The organism is Tepidisphaeraceae bacterium (assembly GCA_035998445.1).
In the GTDB taxonomy this organism is placed as follows: domain Bacteria; phylum Planctomycetota; class Phycisphaerae; order Tepidisphaerales; family Tepidisphaeraceae; genus DASYHQ01.
Genome location: DASYHQ010000013.1, coordinates 47,483 through 65,937 on the forward strand (window position 1 = coordinate 47,483; position 18,455 = coordinate 65,937).

Below are 18,455 nucleotides of genomic sequence, written 5' to 3' on the forward strand. Positions count from 1 at the left end.
TTTACCAACACGCTCGCCCATTAAAGCTAACGTCATTCGCATATTGTTACAACAATGACGCGATTTGCGTCTTTGTTTCTACTGGGCCTGTGGCAGATTAGGTGCGGCTAGCCGCAACGCGCCAGTAGGTGAGTTGCGTGCGGGCGGGATCCCAAGGAGAACGGCGGATGGACGATCAGGATGTATGGGCCCTGCGGCGGGCGAGCGAGGAGATCCGCGAGCATTTTGAGAACGGCATCGTGCGCTTCTGGACCGAACGTTCCATCGATCGGGAGTATGGCGGGTTCAACGTTCGCTTCGACCAGAATGGCAACTTCATTCCCGGCGAATCGGACAAAAGCATCATCTCGCAGACGCGCGCGATCTGGGGGTTTTGTAACTTTTACCGCCACACGCGCAACCCGCTGCACCTACAGGCGGCTCGGCAGGGTTTCGACTTTCTCGTGCGCAACTTCTGGGACGATCGCCATGGTGGCTGGTACTGGATGACCGCCCGTGACGGCACTCTGATCGACCCCGGCAAGGTCGTCTACGGTATCGCGTTCGCGATCTACGCGTTATCCGAGTATCACGACGTCTCCGAAGACCCTGCCGCGCTCGACTACGCTTGCCGTACGTTCGACTGCCTTCAGAAGTACGCGGTGGACGTCGAAAACGGCGGATACCTTGAGAATCTTGAGGAAGACTGGCGGTCGTGTGGTGGCGGCAAAATGGCCGGCGACCGCAAGACGCTCAACACGCACATGCACGTGATGGAAGCGTTCACCACGCTGTACAAGGTCTCGCGCGAAGAAGTGCACCGGCGGCGGCTTAGGGAAACGATCGACCTGATCCTGAAGAAGATGATTCACCCGATCAGCGGATGCTGCATGTCGCAGTTCGACTTCGCCTGGAACAACATTCCCGCGCGCTCGATCTACCGAAGCTGGGACTTCGAGCGTCAAGGTGAGCCGCTGGACACAGACGAAGAGGCGACGTGCTACGGACACAACGTCGAGTTCGCGTGGCTGCTCGTCCGCGCCGGCGACGTGCTCGGGTTGGACCACCGTCATTACGCCGAGACGATCAGGCCCATGCTCGACCACGCCGTTCGATACGGCGTCGACCCCAAGCACGGCGGCGTCTTCTGCAGCGGGCCGCACCAAGGGCCGGCCACCAATCGTGACAAGGAGTTCTGGGAGAACATGGAAGTGCTGCCTGGCTTCCTCGATGCCTACGAGGTGCTTGGCGACCCGATCTACCTGAACGCGTTTCACGCCTGCTGGGAGTTCTCGCGCACCCACATGATCAACCACGAACTGGGCGAGTGGATCTTCCTGGCCAAGGAGGATGGCACGCCCGTGTGGAGCCACCTCGGCAACAACTGGAAGATCAACTATCACTCGGGCCGGTCGATGACCGAAGCGCTGACGCGCATCGACCTGATCCTCAACCCGAACCGCCCCAACACAGCGGCCGACGCTTACGCGACTGGACCCTCGCACCGATGATCGACGACATACACCTGATCCCCCATACGCACGCCGACTTCGGTTACACCGATCTTCCGAGCACGGCATGGCGATTTCTCCCGCGCTACGTGCGCGATGCGCTATCGTTGGCCGAGGCGACCGATTCGTTTCCAGAAGAGGCACGCTTAAACTGGACGATCGAGATCACGTTCCAGTTGGAGGCCTTCCTCGCGCAAGCAAGCGAACGGGAAAAAACGCAGCTCGGAAAGCTGGTCGACGAGGGCCGGTTCGAGATCGGGGCCATGCCGTTCCACACGACGGCTTTGCTGACCCAGCCTGAGTGGCAAGCGATGCTGGACCGGTCGGCGGCGCTCTTCGAAATGTATCGGCCGCGCACCTGCTTTCAGAACGACATCAATGGCCTGCCGTGGGGTCTGATTCCGTCGTTGTCCGACCGTGGGGTGCGGTACGTGATGATGGGCATCAACACCTACAACGGTGGCACGCCACGGCCCGCGCCGTACCCCTTCTGGTGGCAGGGGCCAGATGGTCGAAAGCTGCTCGCGTGGACGGGACTACACTACGCCGCCGGCTTCGCGTTCTTCCATGAGGCTGAATGGCGCCGCGGGCCGGTGCCGGCGTACCACGACGTTTGGTACAACACCCCAGGTATCGGCGAGACGTGGGACGCAAGCCCGGCCGCGTTGCGTGCGGCGCGTGAGGTGCTGTCGCGAAAGATCGAGTCGTCGCTCGGCCATTACCCCCATCGCACGCTCGGCTTGCAAGTGACCAACATGTGGCGAATGGACAACGATCCACCCGCGATTGGCCTGTGCGAGTTCGTGCGCGCCTGGAATGACGCTGGCCATGGCCCGCGGTTGCGGTTGTCCACACCGGCCAAGTTCCTCTCAACCCTCGAGCGCGAGGCGGGTGACCGAATCGACGTCGTCCGCGGTGATTGGGGCGAGTGGTGGGCGGACGGGGTGACCTCCATGCCGACCGAGGTGGCCCTGGCGCAGCGCGCCAAGACGGCACTAGCGGAACTTCCCGCGGCGCTAAAGGCGGTGCAGGCGCAGGACGAGCATCACGCCGGCTTCCGCCAAGGCTGGTTTGACGCCGCGATGTTCACCGAGCACACCTTCGCGTCGTACGAGTCGCTGCCGCAACCGTACTCGCCGTTGTCGATCGGCAACTACGTGCAGAAGGCGGACTACGCCTGCCGCGCCGACGAGGCCGCACGCGTGATATGGGCCGAGGGTGTCCGGCGTTCACCACGGTTCCGGTCCTTCTCGCAGACCAGACGGCTGGCCGTGCTAAATCCGGGCGGCACACTTCGAAGCGGGTGGGTGCAGATCCCGTTCCCACCGCTTCGCGAGCCGGCCAACGCGTTGCGCGACGTGTCGACGGGAAAGATTTACCCCTTCGAAGCGCTGATCGGCCCCACCTGGTCGGCAGCCGACGAGCAGGGGCCACAGCAGTTCGAAGTGCCGAACGACATCTGGACCCTGACGACCACCGGCCTGCGCTTCTACTGCGACTCGGTCCCGCCGGGACAGGAACGGGTATTTGAACTCGTGCAGCAGGCCGACATGCCTACGCCTGTAACGGCCGAAGTGAAGGGACGGAGTGCGCGCGTCTCTTGGGAATGGGAAGCGGCCGCGGGAAAACTCCGGTCGTTGAAGGACGAGGCCGGAAACGAACTGATTGATCCCGACGCGCCGTACGGCTTAGGACAGGTCGTTCTCGAACTGCCGCAAGGTTATGGCGCCCGCGAGCCGCTGCTGTCGCACGATTGGACGCGCATCGCACACCTCATGAAGTACGAGTCGCCGCGACTGCTGTCGTGGCGGCCAGAGCCGTCGCACTACGGCGCGAGGTTCGTGAGCGAATGGGAACACCCGAACCTGTACCGCGCGCGACAAAATTGGGAATTCCGCGATGCCGTTGGCGGGGTTGACCTCACGACGACGTTCTGGTTCCGCGAGCATCACGCGCCGCAAGCGGTGCTCATTGCCTTCCCATTTTTGCTGCCCGACGCAGAGATGACGTACGCATCGTTGGGCTACCCCACGCGCGTCGGACACGATCAGATGCCCGACTCGTGCGGAGAATACCAGATGGTCCACGACGGCGTGAAAGCGACCACCGATCGCCGCTGCATCGTGCTGGCGACACCGGACACGCCCTTGGGCTGTTTTCAGAGCATCTCGCTCCGAACCGGCCGCAAGGCATTCGTGCCGTCGAACGCTCACTTCTATTCGGTGGTAACGGAGAACTATTGGAAGGACAACTTCAGTCACACGCGCGCCGCCAAGATGTCCGTCCAGCACCTGATCGCATCGGGCATCGAACGGGGTGAAGCGATCGGTCGCCTGCTCGCGTACCCGTGCCGGTAAAGCACGCGCCGGCGCGAACATGCGACTGCAATTTAATGTCGGCCAAGCTGTAAGCGAGATCTGGGTAGGGCTGAATCGTGCGCGGCGATGTGCGCTGTTAGCGCTTAACCGCAACGCACGACGAGTCCATGTGAACGAAGTGATAGGGGACGGCCACGGTTGGCAACTGCGTTTCAGGCGTCTTGATCTTCTTGAGCAGAAGCGGGACCGCCATGTGCCCGATGTCCCCGGTCGGCACGCGCGCCGTCGCAAGTCGCGTCCCCAGCGGTGCGAGCAGGTCGCGCGATACTTGGATCACCGACATGTCGCGGCCGATCGCTATGCCTTTCAGCGCGCATTGATGGACGAGAATCGGCACCACCTCGTCGTCGTCTACGATGACAGCGGTCGGCCGGTCGGCCGCGCTGAGCCATTGGTCGACGTCCTGACACTGCACATCGAAGTGTCGCGAATGGTGGGGCAAGCTTACGTCGACGGGTCGTCCGAGCATGCGCGGCTGCAGGCCAGCGGCGGTCATCGCGTCCTGATAACCCTTTGAGCGTGCGGCGCAACTGTAGTGGACAAACTCATGGTATCGCAGGAACCCGATCGAACGGTGTCCCATTTCCAGAAGCCTTCGCGTGGCCTCGCGGACGCCGCCGTAGTCGTCCGGGTGCACAGCGTCGAACGGTCGCACGACGTTCGTCCAGATGGCCGGCAGGCGGTAACGCTCGAGGATTTCGGTGAGCCGCTGCGGGAAGTCGGCGACGTACGAAATGATGAGTCCGTCGACCGCCCAGGCATTCATCAGGTTCGGCAATGCCGCCTCGTCGGTCAGGACCTCGTCGTCCACCTGGCCCAGGCTGAGATGCATGCCGATTACCCGCATCTCCTCCATCAAGGCCGCCAGCATGTTGCCATGAACCAGGCCCAGGCCGACCTTCGACGTCTGCAGCAGACCGAGCGCGTTGTACCGCCCACGCGTCATCGCCACCGCTGCCGCATTGCGGCGGTAACCCAGCCGCTCGGCGGCCTCAAACACCTTGTTCCGCGTCTCCTCGCGAAACAGGTGCGGCCGATCACCCAACACGAACGCCACGGTCTGCCGGCTCAGACCCGTGTGCTTTGCGATAGTGTTAATCGTGACAGCCATAATGCTCAGCCTGACCAATATATATGATCAGAAAAGGTTAACACAAGAACCGCCATTTGTCTGCGAAAGTAAGCGAAAACCCCATTGTCTGGACGTGTCGCTCGAAAGGGAAGAGAGTGAACCTCGAACGCGACGTGGAAACTCCCGGCCACCTCAACATCCCCGAACTCTTTGCCCTATTTACCGCTGCCAGTTTACACCCGCGTCGGGATCGGGGGGCGTGCGGAAGGGGCAGAAAGGGAGGCCCTTACCACGCCGCTACCCGCTCGTCGAGCCACACCGCGGAGCGTTTGGCACTCCAGCCGACGAAGTCTGTAGCCGTCCGTCGCCGACCTCCACGATCCGCAGGACGCTGTCGGTTCGGGCAATGAAGTTGACCGTGAAGGGCGGCGAGATCCAAAGATCGCGAGTTCGGCTATTGCAAACGTGCTAGGTTCGAGCACGGCTGCGGTTGTCACTAAACGGTTCGTGAAGTCTAGGCCGCTCGGGTCACCGCTTTACCGGTTCAAGACCACCAACCGATCTAGCCCGGTGTTCGCCGCCAAGATGCTGAGGGGGGTCACTAGGATTGGATCCACAGACCAGAAGGATTAGCTTGGCAGCCCAGAATTGACCCAGATTGTGCCGTGAATCACGGCCATTTGACTGTCCGATTTGCATGTCACCGGAAATGTGGTAGGTTATTCCATCTGGACGATATGTGGTTGGTTCGACAGGTGGCGTTTCTATGGTGACCGAAGCGAGCGACAACATCAGTCTGGCACTGCTGCCGCCACGGACGAAGGTGGCTCGCCTGCTGCGCTCCTGGATCACCGAGGGGCGCTTCGGACCCGGAGAGCTGTTGCCGTCGGAGCGGGTGCTCGCACGTGAACTAGGCGTGGCGCGTGAGACCGTGCGGGCGGTGGTAGATCAGTTGACGACCGAGGGGATGGTCGGGCCAGCACGGGAGAAGGCCCGGCGGGTGGTGCGCGGGCCGGCGCCCGTCGCCAGTGATGGCGCGCTGCTCGCACATACCGTTGCCATCGTGACCGACACATATATGGACGACGAGCATCCGTGGTGGCGCTCGTCGGGATACGACACCTTCATTGATACCGAAGCCGCCGCCCTCATTGGCCGTGCGGGGCTGAATGCGCTGACCGTTCACCCGGACCGGCTGCGGGCCGGTGGTCCGCAGTACATCGCGCAGCACCGTCCCTTTGGCGTGCTGCTCACGTACAACGTTGCGGACACGGTGCCGGGGCGCCAGATCCTGGTCTCATGCCGGCAGCACGGCATCCCCGTGGTCGCCTACGGCGACGCTCCGGCGTTGGACGAGTTTGATCGGGTGACCTCGGACCATGCGGACGGCGCGGCGCAACTGGCGGATTGGCTCATCGCTCGTGGCCACAGGCGAATCGCGCGATTCATGAGCGACATCGACGAGACGGCCGCGCCGCAAACCTGGGTGCGCCGGCGGCGCGAGGGCTATGAACGGGCGATGGCCGCCGCCGGGCTCGAGGCGTTGCCCGGCATTCGGACCATGCCGTTTCCGCTCGAGATCGAGGAGAGCGTGGACCACGACCCTGCCGCCTACGCCCATCTCACGCGAGCCTACGCCGGTTACCTCCTCGAACACCTCAACGCGCCCGAGCCGGTCACCGCGTTCCTGGCGATCAACGACCGCGTCGCGTATCGGCTGAACGGTGCGCTTCGCCTGCTCGGGAAGACGCCGGGGCGCGACGTGATGGTCGTCGGATACGACGGCAGCTGGCGTGACAATTCCGAGCGGCAGTGGGAGCCGGTCCCGCCCGCGGCGACCGTCGACAAGCAGAATCGGGAGATCGCCCGCGAGCTGGTGCAACTCCTGCTCGACCGTTCGGCGGGTAAGGCCCCTTCGGCCCCCCAGCAGCGGACGTGCCCGCCGAAGCTGGTCGAGATTGATGCAGCTGGCGCGTGAGGCGCACGTTCGGTTCGGCACACGCTGCGGCCGGGCCGCACTTCGATAGCTACGAGATAGGGAGCCTGTCATGTCTATGAGAACACGTACATCCTTCCGCGATGCGTTTACGCTCGTCGAACTGCTGGTCGTAATTGGCATCATCGCCGTACTAATCAGCATCCTTCTTCCGGCACTGTCGAAGGCGCGCGCTTCCGCACGGGCGGTCGTTTGCGCCTCGAACCTTCGGCAGCAATCCCTCGCGTTCTTCAACTATGCGGCCAACTATGGCGGCGGCGACCGACTGCCGCCGTCGTATCGGCAGAAGACCCCCGGCGACTGGCGATACGAGGCGGTAGCCTACCCCGTCCTGCTCGACCTGAAGTATCTGCCGGCATCCCAGGTCGAATCGGTCAGCCACTCGAACGGCACCGTTCTGCCCAACGTCCGCATGTCGGGCGTATTGATGTGCCCGGAAGGTGAACTCTATGCCGGTGGATCCCAATCCCGACTGGTGAGGGTGCCAAGCTATTTCGGCGGGACAACTCAAGGGTTGCTTCCCCGTCACTTGGGTGCTGACGAGAAGCTTGCTGGCGTTGACAGCCAAGCCTTCGTCATTGGCGGCCGCCCACTGTTCTCGCATTATCAGATTAATGGTGTCTGGGGCTGGTTCGTCATTCAACAGAACCTGCACAGCCGATTGGCGTTCAACGTCGTCGAGTCGAGCTGGCATCATGGTGCGACGTGGGGCAAAGAGCGCCCCGGCCGCATCAGTGCCAAACGCGCTAGCGAGTTGATCATGATTGGCGATGGCAGCACCGACTGGGGCATGCTAAAGCCCTCATTCCGGCACGGAAGTAATGCGCGTCCTGCGGCAAACTTCGTGTTCCTCGATGGCCACGCAGAGTTGCTTTACGTCGATCAGATGAAGTTCAAGCTGGACGGTGCCAACCTGTTACTGTGGGACAACCGCATGTGGAAGGCTACGCCAGCTTCCGGACCGCTTTAGTCCAATCGCAACGTAAGGTCGATGCACGTTCTGGCGCTGTCGATCTGCGTCGGCGGTGGGCCGATTGACTAGTCTCGTTCAAAGGCTATCGGGTCAGCTTGTAGTTGCCGCGAAATTCGCTCGCCGACCTCACGCTCCCTGATCCAAGGTACAAGCGACGATGAATATTCACGTATTCCAGCCACGCCGTTTCATGCTCTGCCGTCTCTTCTTGGCCGTCGTCGCGCTTGCTAGCTTCGAGGTTACCGCCGCGGCAACCCAACCACTGCAAACGTCGGTCGTCGCCACGCGCACGCTGCAAGAGCAGGGGATGACAATGGAGGGCGTCGGCGTGCAACCGGTCGAGGTGAAGGGCACGGAGGCGTGGGTCAGCCGCCACAAGTCGGTGCCCGCCGACGAGTGGGCGCGGTCGTTCCTTTTCACGATTACGGACGAGCGGTTCAAGAAGGGCAAGGTGCCGGTGGTCGACGTGGAAGTCGTCTACATGCACGAAGGGAACACGAAGGTAGAACTCGTTGCCGACACCGCGCGCGGCAGCCAGGTGGTGGGGAGCGGTTGGGGAAACAAGAAGGAATGGCAGACGCTCCACTGCACGATCGACGACGCCTACTTCGGCGGCCGTGCGACCGGAAACGACCCGAAGAAGCTGCCGGTCGACGGGTTCGACCTTCGCTTGAACGCTTGGGCCGGCGATCTTCACATCAAGCGCATCACCGTGACCGGGCGCAATCCCGCGAACCCCGCGCCCGACGAATGGGCGCGATACCTGTCGATAAAGGACGTGACCGACGATCGCGGGTTCATTGTCGCGCCAGGCGAGTCCAACCAGATTACGTTCAAAGTCAAAAACGAGGCGCTTCTAGCGGCAAACGCCGTCGCACGGCTTGAGATCGTGGACGCGGGCGGCAGAGTAATCGGAACGACGGTGCAAGACGTAACGCTCGCCGCGCGGGCTACGGAAACAGACCAGCCGGTCATCACGCCGATCACGTTCACGTTCGACGCCGCCGACCGACAGACGGGTGCGTACGGCGCAAGGTTGTCGGTGGACGTCGGTAGCGGCGAAAGCCGCCGTACTGCCATTGCGTATGAGCAGGCGGTTGCGGTCGCCGGGCCGCTGGACCTGTTCATCATCTTCGACCAGCAACCCATTGCGCGGGGACTTGAGTTCGACCGAGCCGATGCAAAGCCGGTGCAGTTGACGGTGGGCGGATCCAAGCAGTGGGCTTGGACAAGCACGGGCTCGCGCGGCGGTGACGGGTGGTGGCACTCGATGGTGATGAAGGTGACCGACGAGCGCTTCCGCGATGGCAAGATGCCCGCCGTCGACGTGCGGGTGACGTACCGCAATGAAGCTAACGCGCCCGTGACGCTGACTGCCGACGCAGGCGCCGGCAGTCGACAGATCGCGAGCGGGTGGGGCAACAATCCCAAGTGGCAGCAGATGCACGCTCAGATCGACGATGCGACGTTCTCGGCGGGCTCGCACGGCAGCGATCCGAAGGCGATGATGTCCGACGGTTGGGACCTGCGCTACAACTCGTGCAATGGGCCGGTGCAACTGCGGAGCATTTTCATTCGTGGATTCGATCGGGACGCCGACCCCGACTACGCGCGGCTGTTGAGGTTCGATGGCCTTGATGCTGGGCGTGACCTGTTCGTGTTCGAGCCGGGCGAGGCGCTCGATTTTACGCTCAAGATGCGAAACCTCGCGCGTGTCGATCTGCCGGCGGAGTACACGGTACGGTTGACCGATGACCTGGGGCGCGAAATGTGGTCGCGCGACGCGCAGGCGAGGATCGCCGGCGACGGGCCGTTCGACCTGCGCGTCCCGTTCGACAGCACCGGTTTGCCGCAGGGCGTTTACACCCTGGTGCTGGACGTCGGCCGCAGGACGGCCACCGGCGAACGGCAGGCGTTGATCTCGCCCAGCATCGACCTGATGGTCGCCGAACGTTCCCAGATCGCCAAGGCGAAGCCAGGTGAGTTCATGTACGGCGTTGACTCCGGTGTTGGCTACGCCGACGAGCGCTGGATGCAGTGGTTGGACTTCATGGGCTGCGACATCACGCGTGGCAATGGTGCCAACCGCATCAACGACGACTGGGCCCCCGCGTTCGCGGCATTCGATAGGTACAACATCCGGAACACCGTTTTCGCGGACGTGCCGTGGGATGAGGACCCATCGCGGCGCGCCCAAGAAGTGCGGGACGTGGCTGCGAAATCGGAAGCCAGAGCCAAGACGTTCGGCGATCGCATTACTTACTGGGAGCTTGGCAACGAACCGGACCTGACGTTCTTCTACCCCGGGCCGATCGACGAGTACGTGAAGGGGTTCGTCGAGATCTCCGCGGCCATTCGGCGGGGCAATCCCAACGCCATTGTCATGAACGGCGGCCTGTGTCATGCGGGAGAGGAAGCGGATCGTCGGGCGCGCAGGTTCATCGAACTCGTACCCTCCGAATCCATTCAATGCTGGGCCTTCCACGCACACGGCCCCGGCGCGCGATCGGAGCGCGTGGCGTACGAGCGCATGTACACGCTCGCCAAGCAACACGGCAAGGCCGACCGGCCGATCATGGACACCGAAAGTGGCGTCAGCGCCCGCACCCCGGGCCAGAAGCGCATCCAGGCCCGAACGGCCGTCGAGAAGATGGTCTACGCCCAGAGCGTCGGCATGCCTACGCTGATGTGGTTTCGACTGAACATCCTGGGCGGCGACGGAGACTACACCAACACGAAGAACGTGCGCGAGCCACGGCCCGTCGTCCTCAGCTATCGAACGATGGCCAGGACGCTGAAAGGCCTGACATTCTCCCGTAAGCTCGAGGTGAGCGCGTCTAGCGACAACGGTGGTGAAGCGTATCTGTTTGCACAGAAGGACGGTGACGGGCGCGCGATCTGCATGTGGGCGACCGGCCGCGGGGGTGGTACGGTCACCCTTCGCCTTTCCGATGGCCCGCAAGGCGTGACGGATGTACGGATAGTCGATCTGTTCGGCAATGTCACGCCGCTCCCTCATGCCGGGCGCGGCGGGGTGGTCACCGTGCCGCTGGAACTGGATCCCGGTTACGTCACGTGGCGCGACGCAAGCGCGCCGGCGACGGTGGCGGTCCTTCCGTCACCGTTGATGGTGAATCCTGTGGTCACCGTGTCGCCAGGCGCGAGCGATGTGCTCACCGTGCAAGTGCGAAATCAATCCGATCAGCCGCTCGCTGCGACGCTCCTTGTTACCACGGGCCAAGCGACGGGCGTGGCCCTGCAGCAGCCGGACGTTGAGTTGATGGTGCCAGCCAACACGACGCAAGCAGTGACGGTTCCCGTGACGGTTGCCGCCGAAAGGCAGACCCTGGCGTGGCCGCAAGGTTGGACCGTGTTTGCACCGGTGCCGACGGGCGCGGTTGACGTAACGCAGTTCAGCACGCGCGTGCCGGAACGAATAGAGGTACAGGGTCAGACGGTTCAGCCCCAGTCGGCTCGCTCAATCGACGGGCAAGTTGACCTCTCGTCCCTTGGCGGCGGCGTTGCCGAGCAGCGCGAGGCAGTTCTGTTCGCCGAACTTGAATCACCCGCAGCACAAACGATCCGCGTCGGCAGCAGCGCCGACTGGTGGCAGCAATGGTTCGTCAACGGCCGGCCCGTCTTCGACACGTTGGCGACAGGAAACGCAGGGCCGCAGTCAATCCTCGAGCATACCTTCGACATGCCGCTGCAGGCGGGGCGCAACGTAATAGCCGTTCGCGTGCTGAGCGGCTCGCAGGGATGGAAGCTGCTGAGCGGCGGCCCGGACGAACTGGCCGCGGCCAAGGGCGCGGCGTCGGGCGATGGCAATGCGATCTCGTTCGAGCTGCGCCAAGGAACAAACGTGCTGGCACGTGAGCGCGCCGTCGTCGCGATTCGTCCGGTCGTGCGTCCGCTCGACGCCGAGCAGACGTGGGATGGGCCGGTCGCGTCATGGGACAGTGTGGTTCCTGATGGCGACCTGACCGAGGAGCACGTCATCAACGAGTGGGCGAAACAGCCCGACTCGTCGAAGTGGTGGCAGGGCGATAGCGATCTGTCTGGTCGGGTGTGGGTACGGCAGGACGCGGCACACCTGTACGTCACCGCTGCGATACGGGACGACGTGTTCCGTGCCGCCAGCGCTTTGGACGCGATCGAGACCGGCGATGCGCTGCGGGTCGCGATTGTCAGCGCCGGCGGCACTCCGTTGCAGCTTGGCCTGCCCGCGGACGGAACCAGGGTCTTCCGCCGCGACGGCGCAAGCGGTGCGTGGTCGCCGATGCCGCCCGAGCAAGCCACGGCCAAGGTTGAGCGTGTAGACGGTGCCGCGACGACGTGGTACCGCCTGCGCATCGCCCGGCCGTCCGTTGTCGAAAGTGGTTCCGTAGCGATCAACGTTTTAGCCAACGACGACGACTTCGGTCGTCACAAGCAGTCGGTCGCGTGGCAGCCCGGAATCGACCAGGAGCCGGCGCCGACGTGGCGTTGGTGGCAGGGGCTAATCAAATAGCGCGCGTGGCGGGCCGACGTGCCGCTTTCGCGTTCTCACAAATTCCAAGCATTGGCCGTGTTGAGTTAACCCGCTGTGCTTTAAGTCGAATGGCTGTTTGCTGACGCGATCGTCAGGCGACATGTCATCAATACCTGTGCGTACCTCGGACCGGTCATCGTGCATGCGACGACCGTGCCTGCCCTCACTTCCCTTCACTCCTATCCGGAGGATATCGCATGTCCGTTCGCTCACGTTCTCCCCGTGTAACCGCGGCGTCCCACGCCGTGATCGAATCCCTCGAGTGTCGTCGGCTCTTTGCGGTCGTTCCCGCCGCCAGTGCTGATGCGTTTGTCGAGTCGGTCGGCGTCAACGGTGGCGGCGGCAACGCCCTCACCGACCTCCATCGCTTCCGCGAGTACGGGTTCCGCTACTCCCGCAGCGCGATCATCCGCCAAGAAGACCCGAACTGGGTCGCGAAACACAACCAGGCGTTCGACCAGTACGGCCTACGCTACCTGATGACGATCAATAAGGAACCGTCGCCCGCGGGTCTGGTCGCCAAGTACAAGGAGTTCCTGCCCGGCAGCATCGCGATGCTTGAGGGGAACAACGAGGTCGACAACACCGCGTTCTATGACCAGGGTTACGAGACGATCGCGCAGAACGCGCAGGCCGGGTACTGGGACGCGCTGAAGGGGGATCCCGCCACGCGCGACACGCCGCTGGCGATCTACTCGACCACCTACGGCGACTGGCACGGCTTCCACACCACAAAGGCCGATCTGGGCAACATGCACTACTACCCCGGCCCGCAGAAGCCGCCGCTGTTCGTCGACGGGATCAACGACTTCTTCGTGAACCGCAACCGCCTGGATTCGGCGCTCGACGGACCCGAGAAGGGCTTCATCGTCGGCGAGGGCGGCTACAGCGTGAGCCGCTTCGGCCCGATGACCCGCGCCGCCCAAGCCAAGGCCGACAGCATCCTGGCGGCCGAATACTTCAAGCACGGCGTGGCGCGCACGTTCATGTTCAGCTTCTACGGCAGCAACGAGGGCTTCGAGCTCTACAACCAGCCTGCCGGTGCTGCCATGAAGTACCTGCTGAACACGCTCGGCGACGCCACGTGGAACGACGCGGCCAACACTTGGAACTACCCAACCTTCAACGCTGGCTCGCTCGACTTCAGCATCAGTGGTGGCGACCCGTCGATCCGATCCCAGCTGCTGCAAAAGGCCAACGGCGACTTCTACCTCATGCTCTGGCAGAGCAAGCCCGTCAGCAACAACACGGGCGGCGATATCAACAACCCCAACGTCAACGTGACGCTGAACTTCAAGACCGCGCTCGGCTCGACCGCGGTCGTCCACCGCATGACGCCCAGCACCGGGGCCTACGCGACCAGCAACGCAACGATCAGCGGCAGCGCCGGCTCACAAAGCCTGACGGTCGGCGTGCCGGACAGCCTGATGCTGATCAAGCTCGACCCAACGTCGACGTCACCCTTCGCGCAGACGGGAACCGTTTACCAGGAAGTCTGGACGGGCGTGAGCGGCACCGCCGTGGCCGGCGTGCCGGTGCAGAACGCGCCGACGCAGGTCAACACGCTGACGCAGCTCGAGGGCACGTTCAGCGGCGACAACTACGGCAGCCGCATTCGGGGGTACATCACGGCACCGAAGGAAGGCCTCTACACGTTCTGGGTCAGCGGCGACGACAACGTGCAGCTGCGCCTCAGCCGCATGCCCGACGCCGCGCGCGACCTGCAGACGATCGCCACGGTTCCCGGCTATTCGAACCTGCGCGAGTGGAACAAGTTCGCCGAGCAGAAGTCGGTGCCCGTCTCGCTGTTAGGCGGTCGCAAGTACTATTTCGAGGTCGTACACAAGGAAGGCACCGGCGGCGACAGCGTGAGCGTTGGCTGGGCAAAGCCCGGCGAGTCGAAGTCGTTACCGAGCCAGGTCATCCCCGGCAGCGTGCTCTCGCCCGTGGCCACGACGCTGCCGAGCGGTTGGATGAACGCCGACGTCGGCAAGACGGACCTGCCCGGCACCGCCAGCGAGAGCGGCAGCACCTTCGCGCTGCAAGGCAACGGCCGCGACATCTGGGGCACGTCTGACCAGTTCCATTACGCCTACAAGGGGATGAACGGCGACGGTACCGTCATTGCCCAGGTCGCATTACAGCAGAACACGGACCCGTGGGCCAAGGGTGGCGTGATGGTGCGCAGCGGCATCGGTGCCGCAGACCCGTACGTCGGTCTCTTCCTCACGCCGACCAATGGCATCGCGCTTCAGTACCGCTCCAGCGTTGGCGGCTCCACGACCAACGCTGGCAGTGTTGCGGGCCTCGCGGCACCCGTTTGGTTGAAGCTGGTCCGCAGCGGCAACACGTTCACCGCGTCGTACTCCACCTCCGGATCCAGTTGGACGCAGGTCGGATCTCCCGTGTCGATCGGCGTGGCCACGAATGCCAAGGCGGGCCTGGCCGCCACCAGCCACAGTACGCTCACCACGGGCTCGACGAACTTCACGAACGTCACGGTCGGCGTCCCCGTGACCACGACGAGCGCGCCGGTCGGCCGCAACATTGGCTTCCGCGCGACGATCAACAACCGGTACGTCATGTCTGACCAGAACGACTCGTTGCGCCGGCTGAAGGCCACCGTGGCCACGACCGTCGGCGCGTGGGAGCAGTTCGACGTCGTCGACGCGGGCGGCGGGTTCATCGCGCTCAAGAGTCGTGTTACCGGCACGTTCGTCACGGCCGACCAACGCGTCGGCGCCAACGGACAGCTCCGTGCAGACACGGCAACCGTTATCGACACGTGGGAACAATTTGAGTGGGTCGATCAGGGCAACGGCCTGTTCGCGTTACGCGCCGTGATCAGCGGCCTGTTCGTCAGTTCCGACCAGAACAACGGCGGCGTCCTGAAGGCGTGGGCCACCGCGGTGCGATCGTGGGAACTGTTCGACTGGGCAGACCTCGGCGCCTCGTAAATGTCGTGTCGCCCGGCCTTCATGGCCCTCATAACCATGAAGGCCGGGCGTTTTTTTCCATCTATTAGGTGCGGGATTGCGAAGGTTGTGGGGCGACGCGTTCCTGGGAAGGCGTCGCTTTCATCCTGCTCCCGCGTTGAGTGAGAGAATGAAACGAATCGACTTGGCCGCACGGCCGTGGCATCTCATCGGTTGGCGGCCGAACTACTGGCTGATGGAGCGGGCCGGGGAGACCGGCGCGTTGTTCGGCCCGGACGTGGGGCCGATCCCCGCATCGTTGCCTGGTTCGGCGTACACTGCGTTGCGTGCCGCGGGCGTGATCCCGGACTGGAACGTTGGTCTGAACTCACGCGCGTGTGAGTGGGTCGAACATCGCGATTGGGAGTTCTACACCGACATCGCCGCCGACGAGATACCGATTGGTGAGCAGGCGGTGCTGCACGCGGATGGACTAGATTACGCCGGCGCAGTGCTGGTCGACGGTGCGGTCGTCGCGCGCTTCAGCGGCGCGCTCGTTCGGCACCGCATCGATCTCTCGGCCGCGCTGAACGACGGTCGCCCGCACCGGCTGCGGATCGTATTTACCCAGCCGCCAGAGGAACAGGGGCAAATCGGACGCACGTCCGCCACGCACGTGTTCAAACCGCGGTTCAACTTCAGTTGGGACTGGTGCCCGCGGCTGGTGCCGGTCGGCGTGTGGGACGATTTGTCCCTCGTCATCGATAACGTTCCGGCAGAGGTAGTCAAGGTGCTGGTGGACGTCGGGCTCGACGGGAGGTCCGGCAGCGTCTTGATTGACATGCAACCGATGTCGGATCGACCGACGCAAGCGCGGGCAGAACTGTCGCGGGAGGGCCGCTCCATCGCGATGGGTTCCATCACGATAGCCGGCGGCGTGCCAGCGTCTCTTCGGCTGAACGCCGACGAAGTCGACCTGTGGTGGCCAAACGGCCATGGTGCGCAGCCGCTTTACGTGCTTCGCGTCTGGGCGGCGAACGGCGATGACGCCGAGTTGCTCATCCATGAAGTGAACGTGGGCTTTCGGCGAATCGACTGGACGCAGTGCGCCGATGCGCCCGCCGGCGCGGCGCCGTTGCTGTGCGAGGTGAATGGCCGGCCGGTGTTCCTGCAGGGGGTGAACTGGACGCCGGTGCGACTCGACTATCATGCCTGGTCGATCGACGACTATCGCCGCCGCATCGATCTGTACCGCGAGATGGGCTGCACGGTGCTGCGGGTGTGGGGCGGAGCGTACCTCGAGCGCGAGGCATTCTTCGATCTGTGCGACCGGGCAGGCATCCTCGTATGGCAGGAATTTCCGCTGTCGTCGTCCGGATACGAGAACGACGCGCCTCGGGGTCCGCACGTGATCGCGGAGCTGTGCGAGATCGCCCGCGACTATGTCAGGCGGCGCGCGCACCACGCGTGCAAGCTGTTGTGGTGCGGCGGGAATGAACTGCAGGCCGGGCCCGACGCGCCGCTCACGCTTGCCCATCCGGCCATCGCTGCCATGGCCGAGGTCGTGGAAACCGAGGATCCCCAGACGCGCTACCTGCCGACGTCACCCCTCGGGCCCACGTTCGCTGCCGACGCTGCGCGATTCGGGCAGGGCCGGCACCACCACGTCCACGGCCCGTGGAACATGACGGGCACGTTCGAGCAGTGGCAGGATTACTGGGAGCGTGACGACGCGCTGTTCCGGTCGGAGAGCGGCATGCCCGGCGCGGCGTCAGCGGAACTGATCGAGCGATATGCCGGCGACCTGCCTGCTTGGCCCCCGACGCGCGACAATCCGCTGTGGAACCACGTTTCCGCATGGTGGGTGCAGCCCGATGCTTTTCGGCTCACCACGGATGGGCTTGCGCCAGCTGAAGCGCTTCGCCGCCACGTGCAACTTAGCCAGCGCCTTCAGGCGGACGCGCTCGGCGTCGCGGCGCGTGCGGTGAAGGGTCGGTTCCCTCGGACCGGGGCGTTCATCGTCTGGATGGGGCACGACTGCTTCCCGTGCCCGAGCAATACGAGCATCATCGACTTTGACGGCAACCCCAAGCCCGCCTACCACGCGCTGCGCGAAGCCTTCAGGGGTGACTTGTAAAGCGGAACCTGAACCGGGTGATCGGCATGCGCGTGACACGGCAAAAGGCGGGGCGGGGCGGGGCGGTCGGCCGTTGCCGCTATCGCTGATCGATGCGCCACTTCGGATAAGGAAACTTCGCCTGCAGGTTGGCCAGCGAGTAGTCGGCCGCGTTCGTCGGGATGTTCTTCCGCGGCACGCTCTCGGCGTGGCCATCGAAGAACAGGACGTTCGTCAGCGTCTGACGTCGTCCGTGGCGGCCGGCGACGCGGAAGGGGGCGGCGGGCGCCAAGCTTGTGTGGTTCATGAAGGTGCCGTCGAACAGGAACACGAGCTCCGACGAGCGGACGCTCGTCAGCTTGTTCAAGCGGTAGTCGTTCGTGGTCCCGTCGCGTGGCAGGCGACGCCCGGGCAACTGGAACCAACCAGCGAACGGCGAGCCGAAGTCACCAGTCGCCGCGTTGATGCCGTACCAGGTGTGGACATACGTGCCGGTGGACAGCGAGAACTGCCGCGCCGCCGTGCCAGAACCGGTCGGACCGGTCGGCCAGTTCGTGAACATCTCGGCCAGCCCGCTCGGGCAGTGCAGCACCGTCCCGGTCGCCGGTGGCGCTGCGGCGTCGGTGATGACCGGCACGGGAATCAGCTTCAGGTTTGCCAGCAGCGTCGCCCACCCCTCGCGCTGTGTCGTCGTGCCGGGCGCGACGTACTCGGCCGGCACGATGTACCCCTTAACCGCGTTGACGTAGAGATGGTTGGCCAGCCCGATCTGGCGCAGGTTTGCCAAGCACCGCACCGTGTTCGCCTGCTCCCGCGCCTTCTGAAGCGCCGGGAGCAACAGCCCGACGAGCACTGCGATGATGCCGATCACCACGAGCAGCTCGACGAGCGTGAAGCCCGCCGAGCTGCCTGGTCGTCGTGCTGTTGAAGTGGAGCACTGTGTACGCATTGCTCGCGTTCCGATCGTTCGTGCCGTCGCGCCAC

9 protein-coding genes are annotated in these 18,455 nt (G+C 64.0%); 7 read left to right on the top strand and 2 right to left on the bottom strand.

The features are described 5' to 3' along the window. Window positions 1–167: 167 nt before the first annotated feature. Both VGN72_03645 and VGN72_03650 read left to right on the top strand, forming a co-directional pair. Window positions 168–1,490: an AGE family epimerase/isomerase gene (locus VGN72_03645; protein ID HEV7298433.1), complete on the top strand. Its 1,323-nt coding sequence runs from the start codon at window positions 168–170 to the stop codon at window positions 1,488–1,490. Next, entirely contained in the window at window positions 1,487–3,847 is a 2,361-nt protein-coding gene (locus tag VGN72_03650; protein ID HEV7298434.1) for a hypothetical protein, read from the top strand. The genes VGN72_03645 and VGN72_03650 overlap by 4 nt, the downstream gene beginning before the upstream one ends. Window positions 3,848–3,944: 97 nt before the next feature. On the opposite strand, the gene VGN72_03655 is transcribed toward VGN72_03650, so the two are convergent. Then, on the bottom strand, window positions 3,945–4,979 hold the full coding sequence (locus tag VGN72_03655; GenBank protein ID HEV7298435.1) for a LacI family DNA-binding transcriptional regulator: 1,035 nt from the start codon (window positions 4,977–4,979) through the stop codon (window positions 3,945–3,947). Between the two features lie 727 nt (window positions 4,980–5,706). On the opposite strand from VGN72_03655, the gene VGN72_03660 reads away from it, so the two are divergent. The 5 genes from VGN72_03660 (at window position 5,707) to VGN72_03680 (ending at window position 17,492) form a co-directional block, all read left to right on the top strand. Beyond that, window positions 5,707–6,918, top strand: coding sequence for a GntR family transcriptional regulator (locus tag VGN72_03660; GenBank protein ID HEV7298436.1), 1,212 nt, complete (start codon window positions 5,707–5,709; stop codon window positions 6,916–6,918). 70 nt (window positions 6,919–6,988) lie between these two features. Continuing rightward, window positions 6,989–7,906 carry a type II secretion system protein gene (locus VGN72_03665; GenBank protein ID HEV7298437.1) on the top strand — a complete coding sequence of 306 codons (918 nt, stop codon included), beginning with the start codon at window positions 6,989–6,991 and terminating at the stop codon, window positions 7,904–7,906. A gap of 160 nt (window positions 7,907–8,066) precedes the next feature. Continuing rightward, window positions 8,067–12,419, top strand: a complete 4,353-nt coding sequence (locus VGN72_03670) for a hypothetical protein (protein HEV7298438.1) — start codon at window positions 8,067–8,069, stop codon at window positions 12,417–12,419. A gap of 218 nt (window positions 12,420–12,637) precedes the next feature. Next, the gene (locus VGN72_03675) at window positions 12,638–15,397 is read left to right on the top strand and encodes a PA14 domain-containing protein (protein ID HEV7298439.1); all 2,760 of its coding nucleotides are present in this window, start codon (window positions 12,638–12,640) and stop codon (window positions 15,395–15,397) included. A 148-nt stretch (window positions 15,398–15,545) separates the two neighbouring features. Next, complete coding sequence (locus tag VGN72_03680) at window positions 15,546–17,492, top strand: glycoside hydrolase family 2 TIM barrel-domain containing protein (GenBank protein ID HEV7298440.1); 1,947 nt, start codon at window positions 15,546–15,548, stop codon at window positions 17,490–17,492. A 79-nt stretch (window positions 17,493–17,571) separates the two neighbouring features. Here VGN72_03680 and VGN72_03685 read toward each other — a convergent pair whose 3' ends face one another. Then, complete coding sequence (locus VGN72_03685) at window positions 17,572–18,420, bottom strand: DUF1559 domain-containing protein (protein HEV7298441.1); 849 nt, start codon at window positions 18,418–18,420, stop codon at window positions 17,572–17,574. Between the last annotated feature and the right edge of the window lie 35 nt (window positions 18,421–18,455).

Excerpts from the sequence above, each read along its gene's own strand:
- VGN72_03665 (HEV7298437.1), top strand. The coding sequence starts at position 6,989 with ATGTCTATGAGAACACGTACATCCTTCCGCGATGCGTTTACGCTCGTC.
- VGN72_03675 (HEV7298439.1), top strand. The coding sequence starts at position 12,638 with ATGTCCGTTCGCTCACGTTCTCCCCGTGTAACCGCGGCGTCCCACGCC.
- VGN72_03655 (HEV7298435.1), bottom strand. The coding sequence starts at position 4,979 with ATGGCTGTCACGATTAACACTATCGCAAAGCACACGGGTCTGAGCCGG.
- VGN72_03645 (HEV7298433.1), top strand. The coding sequence starts at position 168 with ATGGACGATCAGGATGTATGGGCCCTGCGGCGGGCGAGCGAGGAGATC.
- VGN72_03680 (HEV7298440.1), top strand. The coding sequence starts at position 15,546 with ATGAAACGAATCGACTTGGCCGCACGGCCGTGGCATCTCATCGGTTGG.
- VGN72_03670 (HEV7298438.1), top strand. The coding sequence starts at position 8,067 with ATGAATATTCACGTATTCCAGCCACGCCGTTTCATGCTCTGCCGTCTC.
- VGN72_03660 (HEV7298436.1), top strand. The coding sequence starts at position 5,707 with ATGGTGACCGAAGCGAGCGACAACATCAGTCTGGCACTGCTGCCGCCA.
- VGN72_03650 (HEV7298434.1), top strand. The coding sequence starts at position 1,487 with ATGATCGACGACATACACCTGATCCCCCATACGCACGCCGACTTCGGT.
- VGN72_03685 (HEV7298441.1), bottom strand. The coding sequence starts at position 18,420 with ATGCGTACACAGTGCTCCACTTCAACAGCACGACGACCAGGCAGCTCG.